The sequence below is a fragment of the Vreelandella neptunia genome (assembly GCF_000712975.1).
In the GTDB taxonomy this organism is placed as follows: Bacteria; Pseudomonadota; Gammaproteobacteria; order Pseudomonadales; family Halomonadaceae; genus Vreelandella; species Vreelandella qaidamensis.
The window spans coordinates 45,944-68,665 of the sequence record NZ_JHQL01000003.1 but is presented as its reverse complement, the minus strand read 5'-3'; the positions used below and the strand labels follow the sequence as shown (position 1 = coordinate 68,665).

General features: G+C 52.5%; 18 protein-coding genes. 4 read left to right on the top strand and 14 right to left on the bottom strand.

From position 1 onward, the window contains the following. Positions 1-72: 72 nt before the first annotated feature. Positions 73-870 (bottom strand): sulfite exporter TauE/SafE family protein, encoded by a 798-nt coding sequence (locus CR46_RS0108475; protein ID WP_030071866.1) that lies wholly within the window; start codon positions 868-870, stop codon positions 73-75. Continuing rightward, positions 867-2,045 carry a response regulator gene (locus CR46_RS0108470; RefSeq protein ID WP_030071863.1) on the bottom strand — a complete coding sequence of 393 codons (1,179 nt, stop codon included), beginning with the start codon at positions 2,043-2,045 and terminating at the stop codon, positions 867-869. The genes CR46_RS0108475 and CR46_RS0108470 overlap by 4 nt, the downstream gene beginning before the upstream one ends. Positions 2,046-2,210: 165 nt before the next feature. Here CR46_RS0108470 and CR46_RS0108465 point away from each other — a divergent pair, with 165 nt between their 5' ends. Then, complete coding sequence (locus tag CR46_RS0108465; RefSeq protein ID WP_030071861.1) at positions 2,211-2,972, top strand: NRDE family protein; 762 nt, start codon at positions 2,211-2,213, stop codon at positions 2,970-2,972. 43 nt (positions 2,973-3,015) lie between these two features. On the opposite strand, the gene ptsP is transcribed toward CR46_RS0108465, so the two are convergent. Together ptsP and CR46_RS0108455 are read right to left on the bottom strand one after the other, a co-directional pair. After that, the gene (gene ptsP / locus CR46_RS0108460; protein ID WP_030071859.1) at positions 3,016-5,277 is read right to left on the bottom strand and encodes a phosphoenolpyruvate--protein phosphotransferase; all 2,262 of its coding nucleotides are present in this window, start codon (positions 5,275-5,277) and stop codon (positions 3,016-3,018) included. Between the two features lie 154 nt (positions 5,278-5,431). After that, a complete protein-coding gene (locus CR46_RS0108455; protein WP_030071856.1) occupies positions 5,432-5,929 on the bottom strand; it encodes an RNA pyrophosphohydrolase in 498 nt (165 codons plus the stop codon). A 188-nt stretch (positions 5,930-6,117) separates the two neighbouring features. On the opposite strand from CR46_RS0108455, the gene CR46_RS0108450 reads away from it, so the two are divergent. Further along, the gene (locus CR46_RS0108450; protein ID WP_030071854.1) at positions 6,118-6,774 is read left to right on the top strand and encodes a histidinol-phosphatase; all 657 of its coding nucleotides are present in this window, start codon (positions 6,118-6,120) and stop codon (positions 6,772-6,774) included. Between the two features lie 405 nt (positions 6,775-7,179). On the opposite strand, the gene CR46_RS0108445 is transcribed toward CR46_RS0108450, so the two are convergent. Next, entirely contained in the window at positions 7,180-8,154 is a 975-nt protein-coding gene (locus tag CR46_RS0108445) for a malate dehydrogenase (RefSeq protein WP_030071852.1), read from the bottom strand. 279 nt (positions 8,155-8,433) lie between these two features. On the opposite strand from CR46_RS0108445, the gene CR46_RS0108440 reads away from it, so the two are divergent. Beyond that, positions 8,434-9,543 carry an efflux RND transporter periplasmic adaptor subunit gene (locus CR46_RS0108440; protein WP_030071850.1) on the top strand — a complete coding sequence of 370 codons (1,110 nt, stop codon included), beginning with the start codon at positions 8,434-8,436 and terminating at the stop codon, positions 9,541-9,543. After that, positions 9,527-12,601, top strand: coding sequence for an efflux RND transporter permease subunit (locus CR46_RS0108435; RefSeq protein WP_030071848.1), 3,075 nt, complete (start codon positions 9,527-9,529; stop codon positions 12,599-12,601). The genes CR46_RS0108440 and CR46_RS0108435 overlap by 17 nt, the downstream gene beginning before the upstream one ends. A gap of 34 nt (positions 12,602-12,635) precedes the next feature. On the opposite strand, the gene rsd is transcribed toward CR46_RS0108435, so the two are convergent. The 9 genes from rsd to yrfG form a co-directional block, all read right to left on the bottom strand. After that, complete coding sequence (gene rsd, locus CR46_RS0108430; RefSeq protein ID WP_030071846.1) at positions 12,636-13,124, bottom strand: sigma D regulator; 489 nt, start codon at positions 13,122-13,124, stop codon at positions 12,636-12,638. A gap of 133 nt (positions 13,125-13,257) precedes the next feature. Then, positions 13,258-13,758 (bottom strand): disulfide bond formation protein B, encoded by a 501-nt coding sequence (locus CR46_RS0108425; RefSeq protein WP_030071844.1) that lies wholly within the window; start codon positions 13,756-13,758, stop codon positions 13,258-13,260. Continuing rightward, positions 13,755-15,395 (bottom strand): glutamate--cysteine ligase, encoded by a 1,641-nt coding sequence (gshA, locus tag CR46_RS0108420; protein ID WP_030071843.1) that lies wholly within the window; start codon positions 15,393-15,395, stop codon positions 13,755-13,757. Before gshA ends, CR46_RS0108425 begins: the two co-directional genes overlap by 4 nt. Positions 15,396-15,536: 141 nt before the next feature. Beyond that, the gene (locus CR46_RS0108415) at positions 15,537-17,924 is read right to left on the bottom strand and encodes a Tex family protein (protein WP_030071842.1); all 2,388 of its coding nucleotides are present in this window, start codon (positions 17,922-17,924) and stop codon (positions 15,537-15,539) included. A 201-nt stretch (positions 17,925-18,125) separates the two neighbouring features. Beyond that, positions 18,126-18,623, bottom strand: a complete 498-nt coding sequence (gene msrB, locus CR46_RS0108410) for a peptide-methionine (R)-S-oxide reductase MsrB (protein WP_030071840.1) — start codon at positions 18,621-18,623, stop codon at positions 18,126-18,128. Between the two features lie 122 nt (positions 18,624-18,745). After that, the gene (locus tag CR46_RS0108405; protein ID WP_030071838.1) at positions 18,746-20,302 is read right to left on the bottom strand and encodes a phosphoenolpyruvate carboxykinase; all 1,557 of its coding nucleotides are present in this window, start codon (positions 20,300-20,302) and stop codon (positions 18,746-18,748) included. A gap of 311 nt (positions 20,303-20,613) precedes the next feature. Then, positions 20,614-21,489 (bottom strand): Hsp33 family molecular chaperone HslO, encoded by an 876-nt coding sequence (hslO, locus tag CR46_RS0108400; RefSeq protein ID WP_030071836.1) that lies wholly within the window; start codon positions 21,487-21,489, stop codon positions 20,614-20,616. A gap of 136 nt (positions 21,490-21,625) precedes the next feature. Next, positions 21,626-22,015: a ribosome-associated heat shock protein Hsp15 gene (hslR, locus tag CR46_RS0108395; RefSeq protein WP_030071834.1), complete on the bottom strand. Its 390-nt coding sequence runs from the start codon at positions 22,013-22,015 to the stop codon at positions 21,626-21,628. Then, positions 22,015-22,692 carry a GMP/IMP nucleotidase gene (gene yrfG, locus CR46_RS0108390; RefSeq protein WP_030071832.1) on the bottom strand — a complete coding sequence of 226 codons (678 nt, stop codon included), beginning with the start codon at positions 22,690-22,692 and terminating at the stop codon, positions 22,015-22,017. The genes hslR and yrfG overlap by 1 nt, the downstream gene beginning before the upstream one ends. Positions 22,693-22,722: the final 30 nt, after the last annotated feature.

Here is a 22,722-nt window from a genome sequence, read left to right as displayed (position 1 = left end):
AAAAACAGTAAGTGAAAAATAGTAAGTGAAAAACAGCAGCATGACATCAGCGAGTTAAGCCGCTATTCAAAATTACGCCAATATAAAGCGTATACCTACGGCGGCCAGCAAAGCTGCAAACGAAAATCTCAGTACATTGGCTGGAAGCACATGGGCTAAGCGAACGCCAATGCGGGCAAAGGGAACGCTTGTAAGCACAATACCAATAAATGCAGGCCACATGACGAATCCAGTCGCCCAGGGCGGTAACAGCGGGTTACCCCACCCCACCACTATAAACGTTATTGCCCCAACGGCTGCTATTGGTAAGCCACAAGCAGCGGAAGTTCCCACTGCCTGGGTCATACTCGCACCACACCGAGAGAGCCAGGGAACCGTCATTGCGCCACCGCCGATGCCAAACAGCGCTGATATGGTGCCTACCACGCCGCCGGCAATGGCCATGGGGGCGTTACCCGGAGGCACACTACCTGGCTTAGGTGAAAGGCCAAGCACCATTTTAGTGGCTAATAGCAACACAAATACGCCGAACAACGTGCCTAGCACAGTGCCGGAAAGGTTGTCTGCGATAAAACCGCCACCAATTGCCCCTAGCATTAGCCCTGGCAACAACGCCATAAACCATGGTTTATGAATACTACCTTTTCGATAATGTCCTAACGCTGACGAAGCACCGGTAATAACAATGGTTGCTAGTGATGTACCCACCGCTAAATGCATGGTGATTTCAGGGGCCACTCCTTGTAGACCGAATGCAAACACCAGCGCAGGAACAATGATTAAACCGCCCCCCACACCAAACAGTCCGGCCATCGTACCTGCCGCTGAGCCCAACAATAAATATCCTGCCCAAATACTCAATGCTGTCATTTTTGTTGCACCTGATTATGCGCACCAGGCACCCACTTAGTGATCATACTGAGCAGCGTTTCAGGCTTGTAAGGCTTTGCTAATACGTCATCTATTCCTGCAGCGTTATAAGCATCGGCACCCGTGTTATCGACATTAGCGGTCAGCGCGATCAATGCGCTACGCTGTTGGCCGCCACTAAGGTGCTCGAAGGTTCGCCAGCGGCGTGCGGTTTCTAGCCCATCTAATGTCGGCATAAAAATATCCATAAATACGAGGTCATAAAAGGTCGTTTGCTGGCGGTCTAGCGCCTGCTCGCCACTACTAACACCATCCACCTGAAGCCCTTGAGTTTCCAACATTTGACGCGCCAGCATTAAATTAACAGGGCCATCGTCAACGACCAGAATACGTAGCTTGCGCTCTAAAATAGCGTGTGGCTGTTCATAGTCGTCTGTTTCATTGACGCTTTGCTCAGCAAAATTAGCAAGTAATGCACGTATATCTGCCAGTCGCTCACGCACGTAGGTAATATTTTTTTGGCATGCATGCGAATTGTCCTCTTCCAACATAGTGCTTAAATAATCAAACAGCGTGTCGGCTTCGCGTTGTAGCAACGTTAAATAGCCTGATTTTAAACGTGACTCCTCACGCGCGCGGTCACGTCCTGCGATAAGATGCTTCAACTGTTTTTGATGGTGATGAAGGTCATCAAGCAAGGTAGGGTCGGGTTTAATGTGGACACCAGAAGTCGCTGGCAACTGCTTATTTCTTAAAGCACGTTCGACGCTGACTAACCATTGATTAACCGACGCTAAGCGCGTTAAAGGCAGCTCTCCCGCGTTTTTTACTGCTGCTGGCTCCTTCACATCAGCCTTTGAAGCTACTAGCATCGTCGCTACTGCATTCGCATGGTGCTCCAGCTCTGCAAGCTCTTGCATAAAGCGGGCATCTTTCTGTTTTGCACGACTTTTAATCAACATCAAAAAGACGCTAACGTTTAAACAACTGCCTAACAGCAGTGCTAACGTTAGCCATAGCGTGGTGCTCCACGATGTTTGTCCTGGTGAAAGCCCCCAAACGACCCATCCGACCAATACACAGAGCAGTACCAATGCCACCTGTACCAGTAAAAGAGGCCATAAAATAGGCCAAACGATGGCGTTCCAGAAGTGCTCTCGCTGATAGCGTTGCATAGTGTGCGCCTTCCTAGGTGGCTTCTTAAATAATGCGCCTTAACATGTTGGCGGCCATAGCATGGCTAAGCATGTTTATATTAATGTTAATTGTATGTCTACGCTTCCATACTGTCATGCCTCACTGGCTGATTGGGTTTCTAATACCGTTTGTGAGCCTCACCTATGTGTTTAATCACTTTTTCTTGGTCTCCTGGCGCAACCATTCCCTTGCGCCTAGCAGGCAATCGAGATGAATTTCATCAGCGGCCTACCGCACCACTCGCACGCTGGGAAGAGCAGCCTTCTCTGGTAGGAGGGCGCGACTTGGAAGCTGGCGGAACGTGGTTAGCGGCAAACTCGAAAGGGGTTGTCGCTGCATTAACCAATGTACGCGACCCTCGACTGGCAACACCTGGCAATGCGCCTAGCCGCGGCGAACTGGTGGCGAGCGTTCTACAAAGCGATGATGTGGAAACCTGGCTTACCACCTTAGAAAACAAAACAGCCCTCCACTATGCTGGATTCAACTTACTAGTAGCCACTCAAGATCGTCTGTGGCATATACACCGCGGCCTGCACGGGGTCGTGCTTACCCGTGTTACCCCTGGGGTTCATGGCCTATCGAATGCCACTCTGAACACGCCCTGGCCAAAATTGAACCTGGTTCGCAATGCCTTATTAACCAGCACCAACGAACAGTGGCAAAGCGCAACACAACAGGCGCTACACAACCCACAAACGGCACCAGATGATCAGCTACCAGACACCGGAGTGGGGTTAACACTGGAGCGTCAGCTCTCTTCTGCATTTATAGTGGGTGAACACTACGGCACCCGAGCGACTACTTGGCTAACGCTAAATCAGCAGGGGCAAATAAACATAACCGAGCAGCGGTTTGGGCCACTCGGTCGATTTGAGGGGGAGACCACCTTAAAAACTCACTAACACTTCAGCTCTAGACCACCCCTGCCAGGCATGAGTCTCGGCATTAATCTCGTGGGGGCAATAAATGTGAAAGCTGCCACTCATCCATGCGCTTATTGAGATGTTCATGCACCAACGCTGGGGTATCCCGCTCCATGATTTCGCTGAGCAGTGTTTGTGCATCGTGCATAGACACGCGCCGGATAGCCGCTCGTACTTTGGGTAGGCTAGGGGCATTCATGGAAAGGCTGGTAAACCCCATGGCCATTAGTAACAGCGCACCAGCAGGATCGCCCGCTAATTCACCGCATAACGATATGGGCTTTTCTAGTCGTTTCGCATCCTGGGCGAGCTCTTGTAGCGCACCTAATAGCGCTGGGTGTAAGGCATCGTACAGGCTAGAGACGCGAGGATTGTTGCGATCTACTGCGAGCAAATATTGGGTGAGGTCATTACTACCCACCGAGAAGAAATCCACCCGCTTCGCCAACGCATCCATTTGATAAATCGTCGCCGGCACTTCAATCATCACACCCACTTTGGGCCGTTCAACCGCAATTCCTTCTTCGCCTAACTCTAAAATGGCACGATCTAGCAGGCGAATGGCTTCATCGACCTCTTCCACATTTGTAATCATCGGGAAGAGTACATAGAGATTGTTTAAATCATGCGATGCTTTCAACATAGCACGCAGCTGAACCATCAATACTTCTGGATGATCAAGGGTTACCCGCATCCCCCGCCAGCCCAAGAACGGATTCGCTTCTTCAATAGGAAAATAGGGAAGGTCTTTGTCACCGCCGATATCCAGCGTTCGCATGACGACTGGCAACGGCGCAAAACCTTCCAGCTGCTCGCGGTACATGCGCATTTGCTCTTTTTCACCGGGGAAGCGCTCGGTAATCATAAAAGGCACTTCAGTACGGTATAGCCCTACGCCACCAATACGGCTTTTTAGCAGCGCAGAGGCATCAACAGCAAGCCCTGTGTTCACCATCAACGGCATTGTATGGCCATCGGGTGTTTCGCTGGGCAAGTCTTGCTCGTGCTCCAGAAGCTCGCTCAGCGCTGCCTCTTCAGCAATCAGGCTTTCGTAGCGAGCTTTTAACTCAGCCGCTGGACGCACAAATAGCCGGCCTCGGTGACCATCCAGCACTACCGGCGCACCGTTCAAACGCGGCAGAGGAAGATCTACCATCCCCAGCACCGTAGGAATCCCCATGGCACGAGCAACAATAGCAACGTGCGAGGTACTTGAGCCGCGCACCGACACTAGGCCTTTGAGTTTGTCTCTTGGCACTTCACCCAGCATAGCAACGCTAATTTCATCGCCGACTAGAATGGCATTTTCCGGGTAGGTTTCTGGGGTAGAGGGTGTGTCCTCCTGAAGATGCGCCAGCACACGGCGGCCAAGATCACGAATATCTGCCGCCCGCTCCCGTAGGTAGTCGTCGTCTACTCGTTCAAGGTATTGAACATGCCGACGCACGACATCGGCCAGTGCTCCCGGCGCCCATTGGCCTTCACGAATGCGTTTTTCAACTTCTTCAGAAAGCGCTGCTTCACCGAGCATTTGTTGATAGACGTCAAATAGCGCCAGCTCTTGAGAAGATATTCGGTTAACTAAGCGCTCTGCTGCCGCACGAATTTCATCGCGGGTTTTGCCAATGGCTTCTTTTAACCGCGCAACTTCGTAGTCTTGATCACTAGGAATAAGATCAGGAACGCTATTCAAGTCAGCGGGTGGCGTAATCACCACCGCCTCCCCCATCGCCATCCCCGGCGACGCTGCCACGCCCTTGAACATGGCTTGACCACCCGGAAGGGCCGGACGGGCTAGGTTACCCGTCGCCAGCGCATGAGCCAGTACTCCCGCTAACTGGGCAGCCATGGTGACAAGAAAAGCTTCGTCTTCATCGTCATACTGGCGTTTTTCAGCCTGCTGTACGACCAAAACGCCCAGCATAAGGCGTTGATGAATAATGGGCACGCCAAGAAAACTTGAGTAGCGCTCCTCGCCGGTCGCTTCAAAATAACGAAAATGGGAGTGGGACTGGGCGTCTTCTAAATTAAGCGGTTCACTGCGCTTAGCCACTAGCCCCACCAGGCCTTCCCCTAGCGGCAATACCACACGGCCTACTGCTTGCGTACGCAGGCCAATGGTTTCCATCAATACGAGTGACTCAAGCTCCTTGTCATACAAATAGAAGGAGCACACGTCAGTCTGCATCGCCTTGCGTATGCGACGTACCATCGTTGACAGCGCGGCGTCGAGGTTTCTAGCGCCATTCACTTCTTGAATAACGCGTCGCAGCACCTCAAGCATGGACGTTTTACTATTCACTATTATTTGCCTCGCTGAGGGATTTTCGGCCAACTCTCACTGTCTCGTAAAAACTATTTTTTTAAAACCAGTTCTTGAAAACCAGTTCTTGAAAACTAGTTCTTGAAAACCAGCTTTGAAAACAGTGGAGCACACGTTATCCATCATTATCTTGTTGCGCCAAGCGCTGAACGCGAGGAGAAAGCTCTCTTAGCGCGCGCCGATATACCTCACGTTTAAACGGCACCACCTGCCCCAGTGGATACCAGTAACTGACCCATCGCCAACCATCGAATTCGGGGTTGGGCGTTGCCGTCATGCAAATTCGATTTTCTTGGCAGCGAATTTTAAGTAGAAACCACTTCTGCTTTTGACCGATGCAAACCGGCCGTGAGTGGGTGCGAATCATGCGTCGTGGTAGACGGTAGCGCAGCCATCCCCGAGTACAGGCGACAATATCAACGTCGTCGGCGGTTAGGCCGATCTCCTCAAAAAGCTCACGAAAAAGTGCTTGATGTGGTGTTTCGTTTGCTTTGATGCCTCCCTGGGGAAACTGCCACGCGTTTTGCCCTACACGACGCGCCCAAAGCAGCTGCCCCTGGCTATTGGCAATAATAATGCCAACATTGGGGCGAAAGCCGTCAGCGTCGATCACGGACATCACCTTAATAAATTTTCAGTTATCCCCATTTTTCCACAAGGGAGACAAGCGTATCAATACAATATAACGCTAAGTGGTTAAACCATGGTGACTCTGCGATAATTCGCCGCCTTGCAAACCGTGACTACCGTTAATAACTGACCTAATCATCAGCAACCAACCAACACCATAAGGGGAGCGCCGTGAGTCTGGCCATTTTCGATTTGGATAATACGCTGCTATCCATCGACAGCGATCATGCCTGGGGTGAGTTTTTACTTGAGCAAGGTGCAGTTGACCCCATTGCCTACCGCGAGGCCAATGAGCGTTTCCTAGCTGACTATAATGCCGGCACGCTAGATATGGCAGCATTTCTAGAAATGGCCTTAAAGCCACTGGCGGAAAATACGCCTGAACAACTAGCCGCCTGGCACCAGCAGTTTATGGCCAGCAAGATAGAACCCAACATTCTGCCCAAGGCAGAGGAGTTGCTTGCCCGCCACCGCACCAAAGGCGATACACTGCTGATTATCACCGCTACAAACCGCTTTATTACTGCCCCTATCGCCGAACGCTTAGGTGTGGACGACCTCATTGCCGTTGACCCTGAAATGGTCGATGGCCGCTACACAGGACGAGTATCAGGCATTCCTAGCTACCGCGAAGGTAAAGTGACTCGCTTGCAGCAGTGGCTTGAGAATCAAGAGCTAACCATGGACGGCGCATGGTTTTACAGCGATTCCCACAATGACCTACCGCTGCTTGAGCAAGTGGAACACCCAGTTGCCGTCGACCCCGACGACACCCTGCGCCAAATCGCCGAAGAACGCCACTGGCGAATTATGAGCCTGCGGGATTGAGTGGTGCACCCCCGTCATTCCCGCACGCCCTTAGTGGGAATCCATTTTGGGCTGCCCCAACTCCGTCATTCCCGCGCTCCCTTAGCAGGAATCCATTTTGGGCTGCCCCAACTCCGTCATTCCCGCGTGCCCTTAGCGGGAATCCATTTTGACTTTGGTTTTCGGGCTACGGCGGCAAAGGTCAAGGTGGATTCCCGATTACCCCATTCGGGAATGACAGGCCTGGGGCTGATTCGGGAATGACAGGGTTGAGACTGGGTCGGGAACGACGGCTGTGGTGAGTGGTGAGTCTTGAGTGACCAAATTGAAAAACCCCGCAAGCATTAAGCTTGCGGGGTTTGGTATTACTAGGCACTGTTCTTAAAACGGTTTTTAGAACAGTTCAAAGAAAGCCAGCCAGCGTGCTTAGCCGAGCAGGTGCTCAACCGCTGCGCGCTCTTCACGCAGTTCTTTCTCGGTCGCCTGCATCTTCTCTTTGCTGAACGCGTCCAGTTCAAAGCCTTGAACGATTTCATACTTGCCACCCTGGCAACGTACCGGGTAGGAGTAGATGATGCCTTCTTCAATGCCATAGCTGCCGTCAGACGGGATCGCCATGCTGACGATACCATCGCAACCCAGCGCCCAATCGCGCATGTGATCAATGGCTGAAGACGCCGCAGACGCTGCAGAAGACGCGCCGCGTGCTTTGATAATCGCCGCGCCGCGCTGCTGCACGGTCGGAATAAAGTCGTTTTCGTACCAGTCACGCTCTACCAGATCGAAGGCGGCTTTGCCGTCTACTTTGCACTGTGCCAGATCCGGGTACTGGGTAGCACTGTGGTTGCCCCAGATAATCATGCCGTCAACGTCAGTGACGTGCTTGCCGGTTTTCTGAGCTAGCTGCGTCAGCGCACGGTTGTGGTCCAAACGCGTCATTGCAGTGAACTGGCCTGCGTCAAGGTCGGGCGCGTTGCAAGAAGCAATCAACGCATTGGTGTTAGCCGGGTTACCGACAACTAGCACACGCACGTCACGGCTAGCGTGATCGTTCAGTGCTTTACCTTGTACAGAGAAGATCGCGGCGTTGGCTTCCAGCAGATCTTTACGTTCCATACCCGGGCCACGCGGACGTGCACCTACCAGTAGGGCGAAATCGGCATCTTTAAAGGCAACGTTCGGATCATCAGTAGCAACGATGTCTTGTACCAGCGGGAAGGCGCAGTCGTTAACTTCCATGACAACGCCGCTCAGGGCGTCCATGGCTTGGGGGATTTCGAGAAGCTGGAGAATGACTGGCTGATCCGGCCCCAGCATATCGCCAGCGGCGATGCGGAAAATAAGAGAATAGCTGATCTGGCCGGCACCGCCGGTAATCGCAATACGTACTGGATCTTTCATCATTGCTCCTTGATGGTTCGCCTAAAGTGGGTTCTCGCCTGAGAGTGGGTCGACAGAACTCAAGACGACAAGATGGTATGCCCAGATGTGCAAAAACTCAATCATACATGAGACTACTACCCATTCGCGCAGTGGCTTGGTACTCGCTGCTAGACGCCAGTTGCGCTATGGTGTGTTGGTCAATAAGCAGACCTTCTTTTTATCTCTTTTTGGCATGCCTTACCTCTCTGCATGACATACCTTGTGTGATTTTTGGGTTAATACGGATATAACTACCCCATGCGACGAATTCCTTACTCTTACGCGCTTGCTAGCTTACTGGTCCTGGCACTTGTGGTATGGCTAGCAATTGGCGATTTTCAACGTTTTCAAAGCACACCGCCTGAGACAGGCACCATTGAACGCGATTCAACACCTCGTGTGGAGGTGATGACCCAGCAGAGCGCGCCCTATATTCCTAACCATGTGCTGCAAGGCCAGCTAACCGCGGAAAGAGAGACACTGTTACGCGCCAACGTGACGGGTTATGTCGCAGAAAAACCGGTGACCCAAGGAGAAACCGTCAGCCAAGGCGATACACTGCTGGTACTGGACAACGACGCGCTGCCCCAACGCCTACAACAAGCACGTGATGAGCTGGCGCTAGCTGAAGCGGAATACGCGGGCGCTCAAAATCTACGCCGCCGTGAGTTGATTTCTCAGCCAGAGTTGCTGCGCCTGCAAAGTGCATTAAGCGCCAGCGCAGCCCAGGTCGCTCAGTTGGAAAAGCAGTTAAACGATACCCGACCAACCGCTCCCTTTGAGGGCGTGCTAGACAGAGTCCAGGTAGAACTGGGTGATTTACTGCAACCCGGCGAAGAGTGGGCACGGCTAATCGATGACCGGCGCTTAACCGGCACTGCCTGGGTTGCTCAACAGCATATTGACGAATTGAGCGTTGGCTTACCCGTCACTGCGCGACTGCTCAATGGCCGCTCACTCTCTGGCGAAGTATCTTTCATTAGCAGCCGTGCGGTAGAAGCCACTCGCACATTCTATATGGAAGTAACACTCGACAATCCAGACAGGCAACGCTTAGCCGGGAGCAGCGCTGAATTCACCATAACGCTGCCCCCTCGTCAGGTTCACACCTTGTCTCCGGCGCTTTTCAGCCTCAATGATCAGGGCCAATTAGCCATCAAACATGTCGTTGAGAATAACCGCGTTGCCCAAACGGCCATTGAGCTGGTGAGTGCCGATACCGAACGCGCCTACGTTTCCGGCTTGCCCAATCGTGTACAGCTGATCACTCTGGGCGCGGGATTAGTTAACCCAGGCGACACCGTGATACCTGTATCACGCGAGGAAAGTGAGCCTGCCCAGGAAGATGGTCATGCGTCAGTTAATTAATGCGGCGCTAACCCACACGCGAACCACCCTGCTGCTCTTGGTTGGCCTTCTGTTGGCGGGTACAACTGCCTGGCAGATGATTCCGAAGGAAGCTAACCCAGACGTTACTATTCCGATTATCTACGTTGCGTTGTCGTTGGAAGGCGTTAGCCCAGAAGATGGCGAGCGCCTGCTGATTCGGCCAATGGAGCAAGAGTTGCGCGGTATTGAAGGGCTGCGCAAGTTTACCGCCCAATCTAGCGAAGGCCATGGCTCGGTGACGCTGGAGTTTGATCCTGGCTTTGACCCAGACACAGCGCTTTCGGATGTGCGTGAACGGGTAGATATTGCCCGCAGTAGCTTACCGGATGAAGCTGACGAGCCGCGGGTAATGGAGGTGAATGTCTCTGAGTTTCCGGTGCTAAGCATCGGCCTTTCCGGCGAGCTGGACACCCGGGAGCGGGTGACCATTGCACGTCGCTTAAAAGAGGAAATAGAGGGCATTGCCGACATTTTAGAAGTCGACATTGCTGGCGATCGCGAGGACTTACTCGAAATTGTCGTTGATCCGCTGGTGCTGGAAAGCTATGGCGTTGACTTCGATACGCTGTTTAATCAAATCTCACGCAATAATCGCTTGGTGGCTGCAGGCAGCTTGGATACTGGCGCTGGGCGGTTAGCATTAAAAGTACCTGGCATTATCGAATCATTAACCGATGTCATGGACATGCCAGTAAAAGTTGATGGCGATCAGGTGGTCACATTTGGCGACGTTGCCTGGATTTTACCCACCTACAAAGATCCTGAAGGATTTGCCCGCATTGACGGCCAGCCGGCGGTAGTGCTGGAAATTTCCAAACGCGCCGGGGCGAATATTATTGCCACCATTGATGCAGTAAGAGAGCGATTTGCCCAGGCGGATGACCTGCTGCCGGATCAGCTGCGCATCACCACGATTTTGGATGAATCGGTCACCGTTCAAAATATGCTCTCTGAGCTACTTAATAACGTCGTCACCGCCGTGGTACTAGTGTTGATTGTCGTGGTGGCGGTCATGGGATGGCGTATGGCGTTATTGGTAGGATTAACCATTCCTGGTGCGTTTTTAACCGGCATCCTACTAATCTGGGCATTTGGCTTTACCCTTAACATCGTAGTGCTATTTGGGCTCATTTTAGTAGCGGGCATGCTAGTGGATGGTGCAATTGTGGTCAGCGAACTCGCAGACCGACACCTGCATGAGGGACAGTCTTCCCACCAGGCGTGGCTGAATGCGGCGACGCGCATGAGCTGGCCTGTCATAGCTTCTACGGCAACAACGCTTGCGGTATTTGTGCCGCTGCTGTTTTGGCCAGGCGTGGTAGGCCAGTTTATGAAATATCTCCCTGCCACCGTCATTTTATGTCTTCTTGCATCACTCGCTATGGCGCTGGTTTTCTTGCCTACCCTGGGTCGGCTGTTTACCCGCACATCCCACACAGCTACTGCTGGCGCAGGCCCTATTGATAAAGGCACATCGCTTGGGCGCGGCTATCGCCACGTATTAGGACGCTTGTTGCAGCACCCTGCTTGGGTATTAGTATTTGCGGTGCTTTTCATTGTGCTGCTGTATACCGGCTATGCACGCTTCAATCATGGTGTTGATTTCTTTCCCAATGTAGAACCAGACAGCGCTCAAGTGCTGGTACGTGCCCGCGGCGATTTTTCCGCCGAAGAAACTGATGCCATCCTACAGCGGGTAGAAGCTCGCTTGGGCAGTATGGGAGAAGTTGAAGCCCTTTATGCACGCTCTTTCGCGGTACCCGACCAGCAAATAGGCAATGATGTCGTGGGGATACTGCAGTTTCAGTTTATCGACTGGTATCAACGTCGTCCGGCCCGCACTATTTTGGCGGATATGGCCGAGCGCACAGAGGACTTGCCAGGCATTACCCTAGAGTTTCGTGAACAGGAGATGGGGCCTGGCGGCGGTAAGCCGATTGTTCTGGAAGTCAGCGCTACTGATCCAGACATCGCCAACGCCGGCGTTGACCAAATTACTGCCCTAATGCGCGAGCTAGGCGGTTTTATCGACATACAGGATAACCGCAGCCTGCCGGGGGTGGAATGGCAAGTAAAGGTTAACCGAGAAGCCGCAGCCCGCATGGGCACCGACATCACCACTATTGGTAGTGCTGTGCAACTGCTAACCACTGGCCTTCAAGTCGCCAACTATCGCCCGCCCACGGTTACCGATGAGGTGGATATTCGCGTGCGCTTGCCTGAGCACTGGCGCACACTGAATCAGCTTGAGCGCCTGACGATTAACACGTCACGTGGTCAAGTGCCAATTGCTCACTTTGTGGAGATTACACCCGCCCCCAAAGTGGGCACCCTAAATCGAATTGATGGACGTCGCGCCATTACCGTTGAGGCAGATTTAGCACCTGGCTATTTAGCGGACGAGCGGTTGCGGGCACTACTGGATGCAGGACAAGGCCAGCTTGCCGATGGCTTGATGGTTAATGTGGCGGGTGAACAAGAGGATCAGCAGGAATCCATGCAGTTCTTGATTAGTGCTTTCTTGGTTGCGATTGGATTAATGGCGCTGATTCTGGTGACACAGTTCAATAGCTACTATCAAGCAGCACTAGTGCTATCGGCCATTGTGTTTTCCACCGCGGGCGTTTTGATGGGGCTACTTATTACTGGCCAAGCGTTTGGCATTGTCATGGTCGGCATGGGCGTTATCGCCTTGGCGGGTATTGTGGTGAATAACAATATCGTCTTGATCGACACCTATAACGAACTGCGCGGCCAGGGTATGACCCCAACAGAAGCAGCATTAGAAGCAGGCACCCTGCGCCTGCGTCCAGTGCTTCTCACCGCCATTACCACCGTGCTGGGATTAATGCCCATGGTGCTGGGCATCAACGTTAACCTCTTTGCCCCCGCATTAGGGTTTAACGCCCCTTCCGCCCAGTGGTGGACACAAATGTCCAGCGCGATTGCAGGAGGCCTTACTTTCGCCACTGCCCTGACACTCTTATTAACCCCCTGCATGCTAGTGATAGGCGGTAGGCTAAGGCGCGAGGTGTGAGACCAAATCGGGGGTTAGCAGCCTCCCGCGGCCGCTACGCAGGCGACTTCATCTGCTGAGGGCTGTGGGCGGCGTGAAGGCGGGCAATTAGCTGATCTTCCAGGGCGAAGCGTTCTGCTAAACCTTTCGCTAAGCGGTCAATCCAAGCAGGCAGACGCACTAGATTCTGTTGACAGCGCACCGGTGAGGCAAAGTCTTCATCAAACTCCAGCACCATGGCCGTTGACATTTCTAAACGCTCGAGAAGTTTTGCAGCAATATGCAATGCGTTCTCGTCGTCAAATGCCTTGGCTTCTTCAGCAAGCTGGGGATAAATTTCGAAGTGCCCAGCGCTGATGTAGTCCATCAGCAGTTCACTAAAGGTATCAATGCGTGCTTTGCTAATCACTTCTAGTTCGGCATCGCAGGCTTCCTTCAGTTCAATAAAACTGACCAGTAACGAGCGACGCTGATCAAGCCAGCGATCAATCAAATTGTGCACGCCTCCCCAGCGCTCCAGGGCATTTTTGCAATCTTCGAGCATGGGGCCTTCTCCTTGCTTGTAGCCGCCTTTAACAGGGTTAGACTCGCGCGTCCTTAGTCACCTGTCAATCCTGGCGGGTACGATTTACTTAATAAAAAGATACCAATCAACCGGCTCTAACCTTAGCACTTTTTTAATATTTCTTTACACCCCATAGAATACGTAGAGGTGCGATAGCAAGCAATAAAAAGCCGATTAAGGTCCAGGCAGGCAGTGACAGTCCCAGGAACATAAAGTCGATTTCAGCGCACTCTCCTGAGCCCGTAAGCACCATAGCAACCACTTCCTGCATGGGCAGTATATCCATCATATACTCAAGACCAGGCCCACACGTCGGCACTTCATCGGCGGGCAACCCCTGAAGCCATACATGCCTACCTGCAATAAAAGCGCCAGTGCCCGCTGCGGCTAGTCCAAGCACACCATAAATAGCTTTGCCTAGTGCACCGTTAGGGTTATGAAGGGCGGCAATAGCTAATACTAACCCAGTAGCTATGACCGCTACCCGCTGAAAAATACACAGCGGACAGGGTTCCAGGCCCATAATATGCTCAAGCCCTAAGGCAACTGCCATCATCAATACACAAAAGACAAACCCCGCTAACGCGATGGGGCGTACAGCTAATGAGGTCATTGACCATCCTCTGGTGAAATAGCCGACAGCACTCTGGATTCACGCGCTTTGGCAAAATAAGTGCTTAGAAACTCACTAAAGCTCTCTTGATCAGCCGCTTCAATATCGTGCTGCTGTTGGTGTGAGGTTTCGATTAACTGAGCAAGTAGTGCCTCACGAGAACGCAGCATGGGCGTAGATTTAAGCTTGTTGGCCTGCTCTTGAGCTAAGTGCAACAGCGTATCGCTAAGTGAGCCATTGCCCGCTTCAAGACGCGTCAGCAATTGCGCTGAGGGAGTCAGCGATGGATCTTTCAGCAGTGGTGCCAACCCAGCCAATGCCGCGGCATGAGGAGCGTCTTCTTCTACCGCGTCTAGCAGACGTGCTACCTCGGCCATTTCAGCAAAGATTTGCTCACCCCACTCGCGAACAGACGTTGCTTTGCCGTTGTGCACCAGGCTTAACGCAGGGTCACGCCCACGCTCTACCACTAAGCGACGATTGTCGTCTAAGCGGTCGCACTCTTCGTCTGAAATCCATGGGCTATCGCTTAATAGACACCACATTAAAAATGTATCCACAAAACGCATTTGGTCTTCAGTGACACCCAACGGATCAAATGGATTGAGATCCAGGCAGCGCACTTCGATGTACTCTACCCCTCGCGCTTCAAGCGCCTGACTGGGCGTTTCGTTATGCTTAGCAACTCGTTTGGGGCGGATATCGCTATAGTATTCGTTTTCAATCTGCAAAATATTGGCATTCAGCTGCTGCCACTCATCGCCGTTCTTCACGCCCAATTTTTCATAATCTGGCCACGGCGTTGAAATAGCGTGCCGCAACGTATTAACGTAATTAGACAGCGAGTTAAAGCAGATCTTAAGCTGTGACTGCACTTTGTTCTGGTAACCCAAATCCGACATACGCAACGTGGTCGCATAGGGGGCGTAATAAGTGTCATCGCTCAGCGACTGAAGTTTTTCTGGCACGTTGCCTGTCGGTAAAAAGCTTTTATCGATGGCGGGTGATGCACCGAATAGGTAAAGCAGCAGCCAGCTATGCCGACGAAAATGCCGAATCATGCCGAAGTAGCGCGTAGAGCGGTAATCGTTAAAAGGGATGTTGGTGGCTTTTTCAAGCTCACGTAAGGCGTGCCACATATCTTCTGGTAGCGATACGTTGTAATGCACTCCAGCAATAGCCTGCATAATACGGCCATAGCGCACATCTAGCCCTTTACGGTAAACATGCTTCATTGTGCCCACATTGGAGCTACCGTAGTCGGCAATCGGGACGCTATCGTTACCGGAAAGTCGCGACGGCATACTGCCTGGCCAGATCCACTCGTTTTCTAAGTGGTGATAAGTAAATGTGTGCAGGTCGGATAAAAAGGCCAATGCTTCCTTTGGCTCTGAATACACTGGCGTGATGTATTCCAGTAGTGCTTCGGAGTAGTCCGTAGTGATATGTGGGTGGGTTAATTTCGAACCCAGCGCGTACGGATGCGGTGTTTGAGCAATATGGCCGTTAGCGTCAACGCGTAGGCCCTCTTTTTCCAAACCGCGACGCAGGCGGCCTAAACGCCCTAAGCGCGCACTGGGAAGCAAACGGTCTACCTGAGCGGTCAGCGCAGATGGCACAGTGAGAGGTTCAGACAAGGTGAACACTCCTTGTTAGTAAGGCCTGCTTAAAGCAGGCCTTGTTGAATTCAGTTGGCTTCGCCATGTGGTTTATTACGTTTTTTACCGAGAATAGAAAGCAGGATATGGCGGCAACCGTTAAATATTCAAGACGCGCGACTATTTGCCCTGCTTTGCTTTAAGCAGGGCTGCGCCGAGCGCGCCCATGGCAGCAGGTGCTTCGCTGGGCTTTCCGCCTTGGCGTTGACCGCTCTGTCCGCGACCATTCTGCCCAGCACTAGCCGACCGTTGGCTACTACGCACAGGCTTGCGAGGCTCGTCGTTGGTGGAACTTGATGCTGTTTGCGCCTGCTCTGGCTCATCATCCAAACGCATTGAAAGGCCTACCCGCTTGCGGGGGATATCTACGCTCATCACCTTAACAGTAACGATATCGCCTGCTTTCACGATGCTACGTGGATCATCAATAAAACGATCCGACAGCGCTGAAATATGCACGAGTCCATCTTGGTGAACGCCCACATCGACGAAAGCTCCGAAGTGGGTCACGTTAGTAACCGTTCCTTCCAGCACCATGCCTAACGTCAGATCTTTAAGTGTTTCGACGCCTTCACGGAATTCAGCCGCTTTAAACTCAGGGCGCGGGTCACGGCCAGGCTTATCCAGTTCTTTGAGAATATCGCTGACGGTAGGAACACCAAAACGCTCATCGGCGAAATCGGCGGGTTTCAGTGCTTTTAGCGTCGCACTATCACCAATCAGCCCTTTAATATCACGGCTGTTCTGCTTGGCGATACGCTCTACCAAGGTGTAAGCCTCGGGGTGAACGGCACTGGCATCAAGCGGATTTTCGGCATTACTGATACGCAAAAAACCAGCACACTGCTCAAATGTTTTTGGCCCAAGACGACTAACTTCCAACAGCTCTTTACGGCTTTTGAAGGCCCCTTGAACGTTACGTTGGGCAACAATATTTTCAGCAATGGCAGCACTTAACCCAGCAACGCGAGAAAGCAGCGCACTAGAGGCAGTGTTGAGATCGACCCCCACCGCGTTAACACAATCTTCTATCACGACTTCTAGACTGCGTGAGAGCTGCACCTGGGAAACATCGTGCTGGTACTGACCAACGCCAATAGATTTCGGCTCAATCTTTACCAGCTCTGCCAGCGGGTCTTGCAGGCGTCGGGCAATAGAGACAGCACCACGTATGGTGACATCAAGATCCGGCAGCTCGCGAGAGGCGTATTCCGACGCTGAATAAACTGACGCCCCTGCCTCAGACACCATCACTTTACTTAACCGGTGCTCGGGTGCTAGTGCTTTCAGCAGATCGCCTGCTAGCTTGTCAGTTTCACGACTGGCCGTGCCATTGCCCACGGCAATCAGCTGAACACCGTGCTGCTTAACCAATTTAGCGAGCACATTAAGCGATTCATCCCAGCGATTCTGTGGCGCATGGGGGTAAATCGTCGCTTGGTCGATAAACTGCCCAGTCGCATCCACCACCGCCACTTTGCAGCCGGTTCTTAAGCCTGGGTCAATAGCTAAGGTGACCTTCTGCCCAGCAGGCGCTGCCAACAAAAGATCTTTCAAATTAGCAGCAAATACGTCGATAGCGGTTAGCTCTGCCTGCTCGCGCAGACGTCCCAGCAGCTCGGTTTCAAGCGCAGTGTAGAGTTTTACACGCCACGTCCAGCGCACAACTTCACTCAACCATTTGTCGGCGGGACGTCCTTCATCGCTAATTCCTACTTGTTTGGCAATAGCCACTTGGGCTGGGTGAATCGGCGCGTCCTCTTCACCAGGCAAGCGAATTGACAGGCTTAAAATGCCTTCATTGCGGCCACGGAACATGGCAAGCGCACGGTGTGAAGGTACTTTAGCGAGCTTTTCGTCATGTTCAAAGTAATCAGAAAACTTCGCACCCTCCTGCTGTTTGCCATCAAGCACGCGGGCGCTTAATTCGCCCTCTTGCCATAACCGTTCACGAAGACGACCGATTAGCTCGGGGTCTTCAGCGAAGCGCTCCATGAGAATTTGCTTAGCACCATCCAGGGCAGCTTTGGCATCTTCAATGGCGGGAATATCACCTTCGGCAGGACGCAGGTACTGCGCTGCTTCGCTTTCAGGGTTAAGCGCAGGGTTGTCCAGTAGGGCATCAGCCAGTGGCTCTAGCCCTGCTTCACGGGCGATTTGTGCTTTAGTGCGGCGCTTTTTCTTAAATGGCAGGTATAAATCTTCCAGGCGCTGCTTGGTTTCGGCTGCCTGAATGGACGCTTTTAGAGAGGCATCCAGCTTGCCTTGCTCATCAATAGCTGACAGTACAGCGTCACGGCGCTCTTCCAACTCGCGCAAATAGCGCAGTCGCTCATCTAACTGACGCAGCTGACTATCATCAAGGGCGCCTGTTACCTCTTTACGGTAACGGGCAATAAATGGCACGGTAGCGCCACCATCCAGAAGCTCTACCGTGGCGGAGACCTGTTCAGGTCGTACGTTTAGCTCAGTGGCTAAGCGTAAAATAATACGTTGTTTGACATCCATAACGTGCAACTAACTCATGCAGCATTCGAGGTGCCGACAAGGTACCACAATCGCACGTTACTGGCATGAATTGGCCACAGTGGGAAAGGCTGCCCGGAAATACACCCACCACCCTGGCAGCGCTACATGTTGCACCTGCGACTGTGCAGCCGCCACGTCGCACGCCAACCCACCCGGCACCGCAGCATTCGTGGGAGAGCCTTACGCGGGCACAAACCGTAATGCGTCGCCGTTGTTGCACCAGCGTAAGCCAGTGGGCTCTGGTCCATCACCAAAGACGTGGCCTTGGTGGCCGCCGCAGCGGGCGCAGTGGTATTCAGTGCGGGGCCATATCATTTTGAAATCTAATTTGGTCAGTAGGTGGCCTTCGACATGCTCAAAAAAGCTCGGCCAACCAGTGCGCGAGTCATACTTCATTGCACTAGTGAACAGCAGCAGATCGCACCCTGCACAGCGGTATTCGCCTTCCCTTTCTTCTTCATCAAGAGGGCTGGAAAACGCATACTCGGTCCTTTCTTTACGCAGCACGTTGAACGCTTCATCGGATAAGCGTTCACGCCATTCGTCTTCGCTTAACTCAAGCTTTTCAAGACCTGGAGCTGCCTCAAGATTCAAGCGAGGGAAGCCAAACGATACGCCAGGAATAACACCCACTAGCCCGGTCAAACCAGCAAGACCTAAAAAGTGTCGACGCTTCATCCATAACTCCCATCAAAAAAGTAAGGGGACTAAATAATAAAAATGGGGCAGCGCTTTCGCGCTGCCCCACTCTGACTACTTAGTTGTCCAAACGTTCGACAACTTCCCCTCAGATGTGCAAATTAGGTTAACTGCGGGCCTGCTTTGATAATTGCGTCATTAACACCTTCAAACTTCTTGAAGTTATCAACGAATTTGGTAGCAAGGTCTTGCAGGTGACGATCGTAAGCATCTTTGTCTGCCCACGTTTCGCGAGGATTGAGCAGGCTAGAGTCTACACCTGGCACCGCTACCGGCACTTGCAGGTTTAAACCTTCAACAAGCTTGGTTTCAACATCGCGCAGCATGCCAGACTGAATAGCGCTGATAATAGCGCGCGTCGTCGGGATAGAGAAACGCGAGCCACCTTCGCCGTAGGCACCACCTGTCCAACCGGTGTTGACGAGATAAACCTGAGCATCTTTCTTCTCAACCCGCTTGATAAGCAAGTCAGCGTATTCACGCGCCGGACGCGGGAAGAAGGGTGCACCAAAGCAAGTAGAGAACGTAGCGGCCAAGCCTTCTGAAGAGCCCATTTCAGTCGAGCCCACTTTCGCGGTGTAGCCAGACAAGAAGTGATACGCAGCGGCTTCTTTAGAAAGAACCGACACGGGCGGCAGAACACCGGACATATCGCAGGTCAGGAAAACAATGGCATTCGGCTCGCCGGCCAGATTTTCCGGTACGCGCTTCTCAACGTGCTCTAGTGGGTAAGCAGCACGGGAGTTCTGCGTCAGGCTGTCATCGGCGTAATCAGGCTCACGACGATCATCAAGAACAACGTTTTCCAGCACGGTACCAAACTTAATGGCGTTCCAAATAACCGGCTCGTTCTTCTCAGAAAGGTCGATACACTTGGCGTAGCAGCCGCCTTCCATGTTGAACACAATGCCATCGCCCCAGGCGTGCTCATCATCACCAATCAGGTAACGAGCCTGATCTGCAGACAGTGTGGTTTTACCAGTACCCGAGAGACCGAAGAACAGGCAGGTTTCACCGTCTTCACCCACGTTCGCAGAGCAGTGCATCGGCAATACGTCGGCTTCTGGCAACAGGTAATTCTGCACCGAGAACATGGCTTTCTTCATTTCACCAGCGTAGCGCATACCGGCAATCAGCACTTTGCGCTCGGCAAAGTTGATGATGACACAGCCATCAGAGTTGGTGCCGTCGCGACTTGGGTCACACTCAAAACCCGCTGCGTTCAGAATCGTCCACTCTTCTTTAGCCGCAGTGTTGTAAACCTGCGGACGCACGAACATAGTGCGGCCAAACAGATTTTGCCAAGCGGTTTCAGTGGACACACGGACGGGCAAGTAGTGCGTGTTATCGCTGCCTACATGCAGCTCAGCCACGAAATGCTCACGGCTACCCAGATAATCTTCTACACGAGCCCAAAGCGCTGAGAATTTTTCAGCATCAAACGGGCGATTCACGCTGCCCCAGTCGATGCTATCGCGAGTGGATGGCTCGTCGACGATATAGCGATCTTTAGGTGAACGCCCTGTGCGCAGGCCGGTGTTTACCACCAGCGCACCGTTAGCCGACAGGCGGCCTTCACCACGGGCCACGGCGCGCTCGATAAGTTCGGCGCTGCTAAGATTAACGTGGGCTTGGAGAGCGGCTTGAGTCGTGGTCATGTCGATTCCTGGGTCTCGAATTTACCGGGCGTCGCCGACGCCTTGAGAAATCATCTCAGCCCGGTATTGTTTCCAATAACTACGGGCTGAGTGCGCTGAAGTCCGGCGCATTATGGCAAAAAGAACGCCCACAGGAAACGGGGCTTTGACCAAATATCTTGTAGTTAAACTACTACACTGGCACTACATTTTGTGTTGCAGCGCAGTATTTATTTCAAACATACGTTTAACACGTAACTCATATGCTTTGCTATGACTAGTGCCGCGCGCGACACAGCCCAATTTCTTTGCGAACATCTACGACTACAGAATCAGTGAATCACCGGCGGTGGTGCGTCTGGGTTTTCTAATAAAATTTCAATATCCGCGGCCGTGTAGTGATATTTCGTGTGGCAAAAGTGGCATTGGGTATCGATTGCTCCCTCTTCACGCAAAATATCGCGCAGTTCCTCTTCTCCAAGCGTGTATAACGCATGGCTCATTCGCTCCCGCGAACAGGTGCAGCCAAAGCGCAGCGCCTTCGGCTCAAATACTCTCACTGTTTCTTCGTGATAAAGCCGATACAGCACCTCGCGCTGCTCCAGCCCTAAAAGCTCTTCCGCTTTAATGGTGTCGGCAAGATGCACGCTACGTTCCCAGGCATCGACATCTTGATTTTGTGACGCATCGGGCAAACGTTGCAGCAGCAACCCACCTGCACGGACACCATCAGCCGCCAGCCATAGGCGCGTGGGTAGCTGCTCTGACTGGGCGAAGTAGGCTTCCAGGCAGCCGCCTAGCGTATCGTGGTCAAGCGCAACAATACCCTGATAGCGATGCCCTTCCCGTGGGTCGAGAGTAATCATAATTTGGCCTTCGCCCACCAGCTCTTTAAAGTTGGCATGCTCGCTGGGCAATACCGCGTCTTCAGCAATGCGTGCAATGGCACGCAGCTCGCCCCCGGGGTTGGACTCTGCCATTAATAGTGCGAGCGACCCTTGGCCACGCACCTCAATGCTCAGCGTGCCATCTAGTTTTACAGTGTCGGTCAATAAAGCAACCGCAGCCAGTAACTCACCTAGCAGCTCATTAACCGCTGGCGGGTAGGCGTGGCGATCAAGCACTTCATGATAGGCCGTGCTAAGCGTGACGATTTCACCACGCACATTGGTTTGGTCAAACATAAAACGTTGGATTTGATCAGACATAAGGAAACCATCAGAGAAATAGGTCAAAGAAACAGGTCAAAGAAACAGGCCGAAGCAACGGTTCAAAACAATAGTTTAAAGCGACAGGTAGAAAAAGAGAGAGGAGAGCCTACCGGCATAACGCATAAGCGCGTGCTTAATCGCCTTGTTGGCGCTGAAAACGCTGGATATCACGGCGCTGTTTTTTATCAGGACGTTTAAGCGGGTGCTGCATTGCCTCATTGGTAAGGCGGCGCGCTTCGGTCTCTTTAGCACGACGCTGTACACTGTCTTCAGTTTCAGCGTAAAGCTTACGCGCTTCTGGTGCACCGCGACGCTGGTCAGAAAGCGAGACTACTTCCACCTCAAAAATGTCCCACCCCTGAGGAACACGAATGATCGCCCCTAGCTCAACATTTTTGCTAGTTTTTGCGCGGCCACCATCATAGTGAACTTTGCCACCTTCTATGGCTTTTTTAGCCAGGGCACGGGTTTTAAAAAACCGCGCGGCCCATAGCCACTTATCTAAGCGAACGCTCTCGCTCATTAACGCTCTCCTCGCTGCCCTGGCAGGTTGTTTGGCAGCAGTTGGGCAAATCGGTCTAGGGCGATAAACGCTTGCAGCTCTTTCTCAGGCCGCTGGCTATCGGGCTGCTTGATGCCTAGCAAGTGTTTGATACCAAATTCATGGGCACTTTCGAGCACGTTGGCGTTGTCATCGATGAATAGCGTACGCGCCGGGTCAAATGGCTCACGTTCTTGAAGCGCAAACCAAAAGGCTTGCTCTTCTTTGGCGGCCCCGACGTCTTCTGATGAGATGATGGCATCGAGATAGTTTTCCAACCCTGTCAGCGGCAATTTAAGCGCAAGGCTGGCACGGTCAGCGTTGGTGGCCAATACCACGCGGGGGTGGGCTTGCTTCAGCCAGGTTAAAAAGTCGAGTGCATCACTGCGCAGGCCAATAAGATGCTGCACTTCACGCTTCAGTGCCACAATATCGACGCCAAGCTCACGGCTCCAGTAGGCGAGGCTGTACCAGTTCAACGTCCCCTGCTCACCAATAATACGGGCACGCAGTGTTTCTTGGCTCGCGATATCCAGTTGATGAAGTTCAACATAGCGTTTTGGCAAGTGCTCTAGCCAGAAATGGCTATCGAAATGCAGATCCAGCAGCGTGCCGTCCATATCAAGTAGGACAGTATCGATCTCGCGCCAATCAATCATTGCCGCTCCAGTCTGAAAGAATAAGCATGC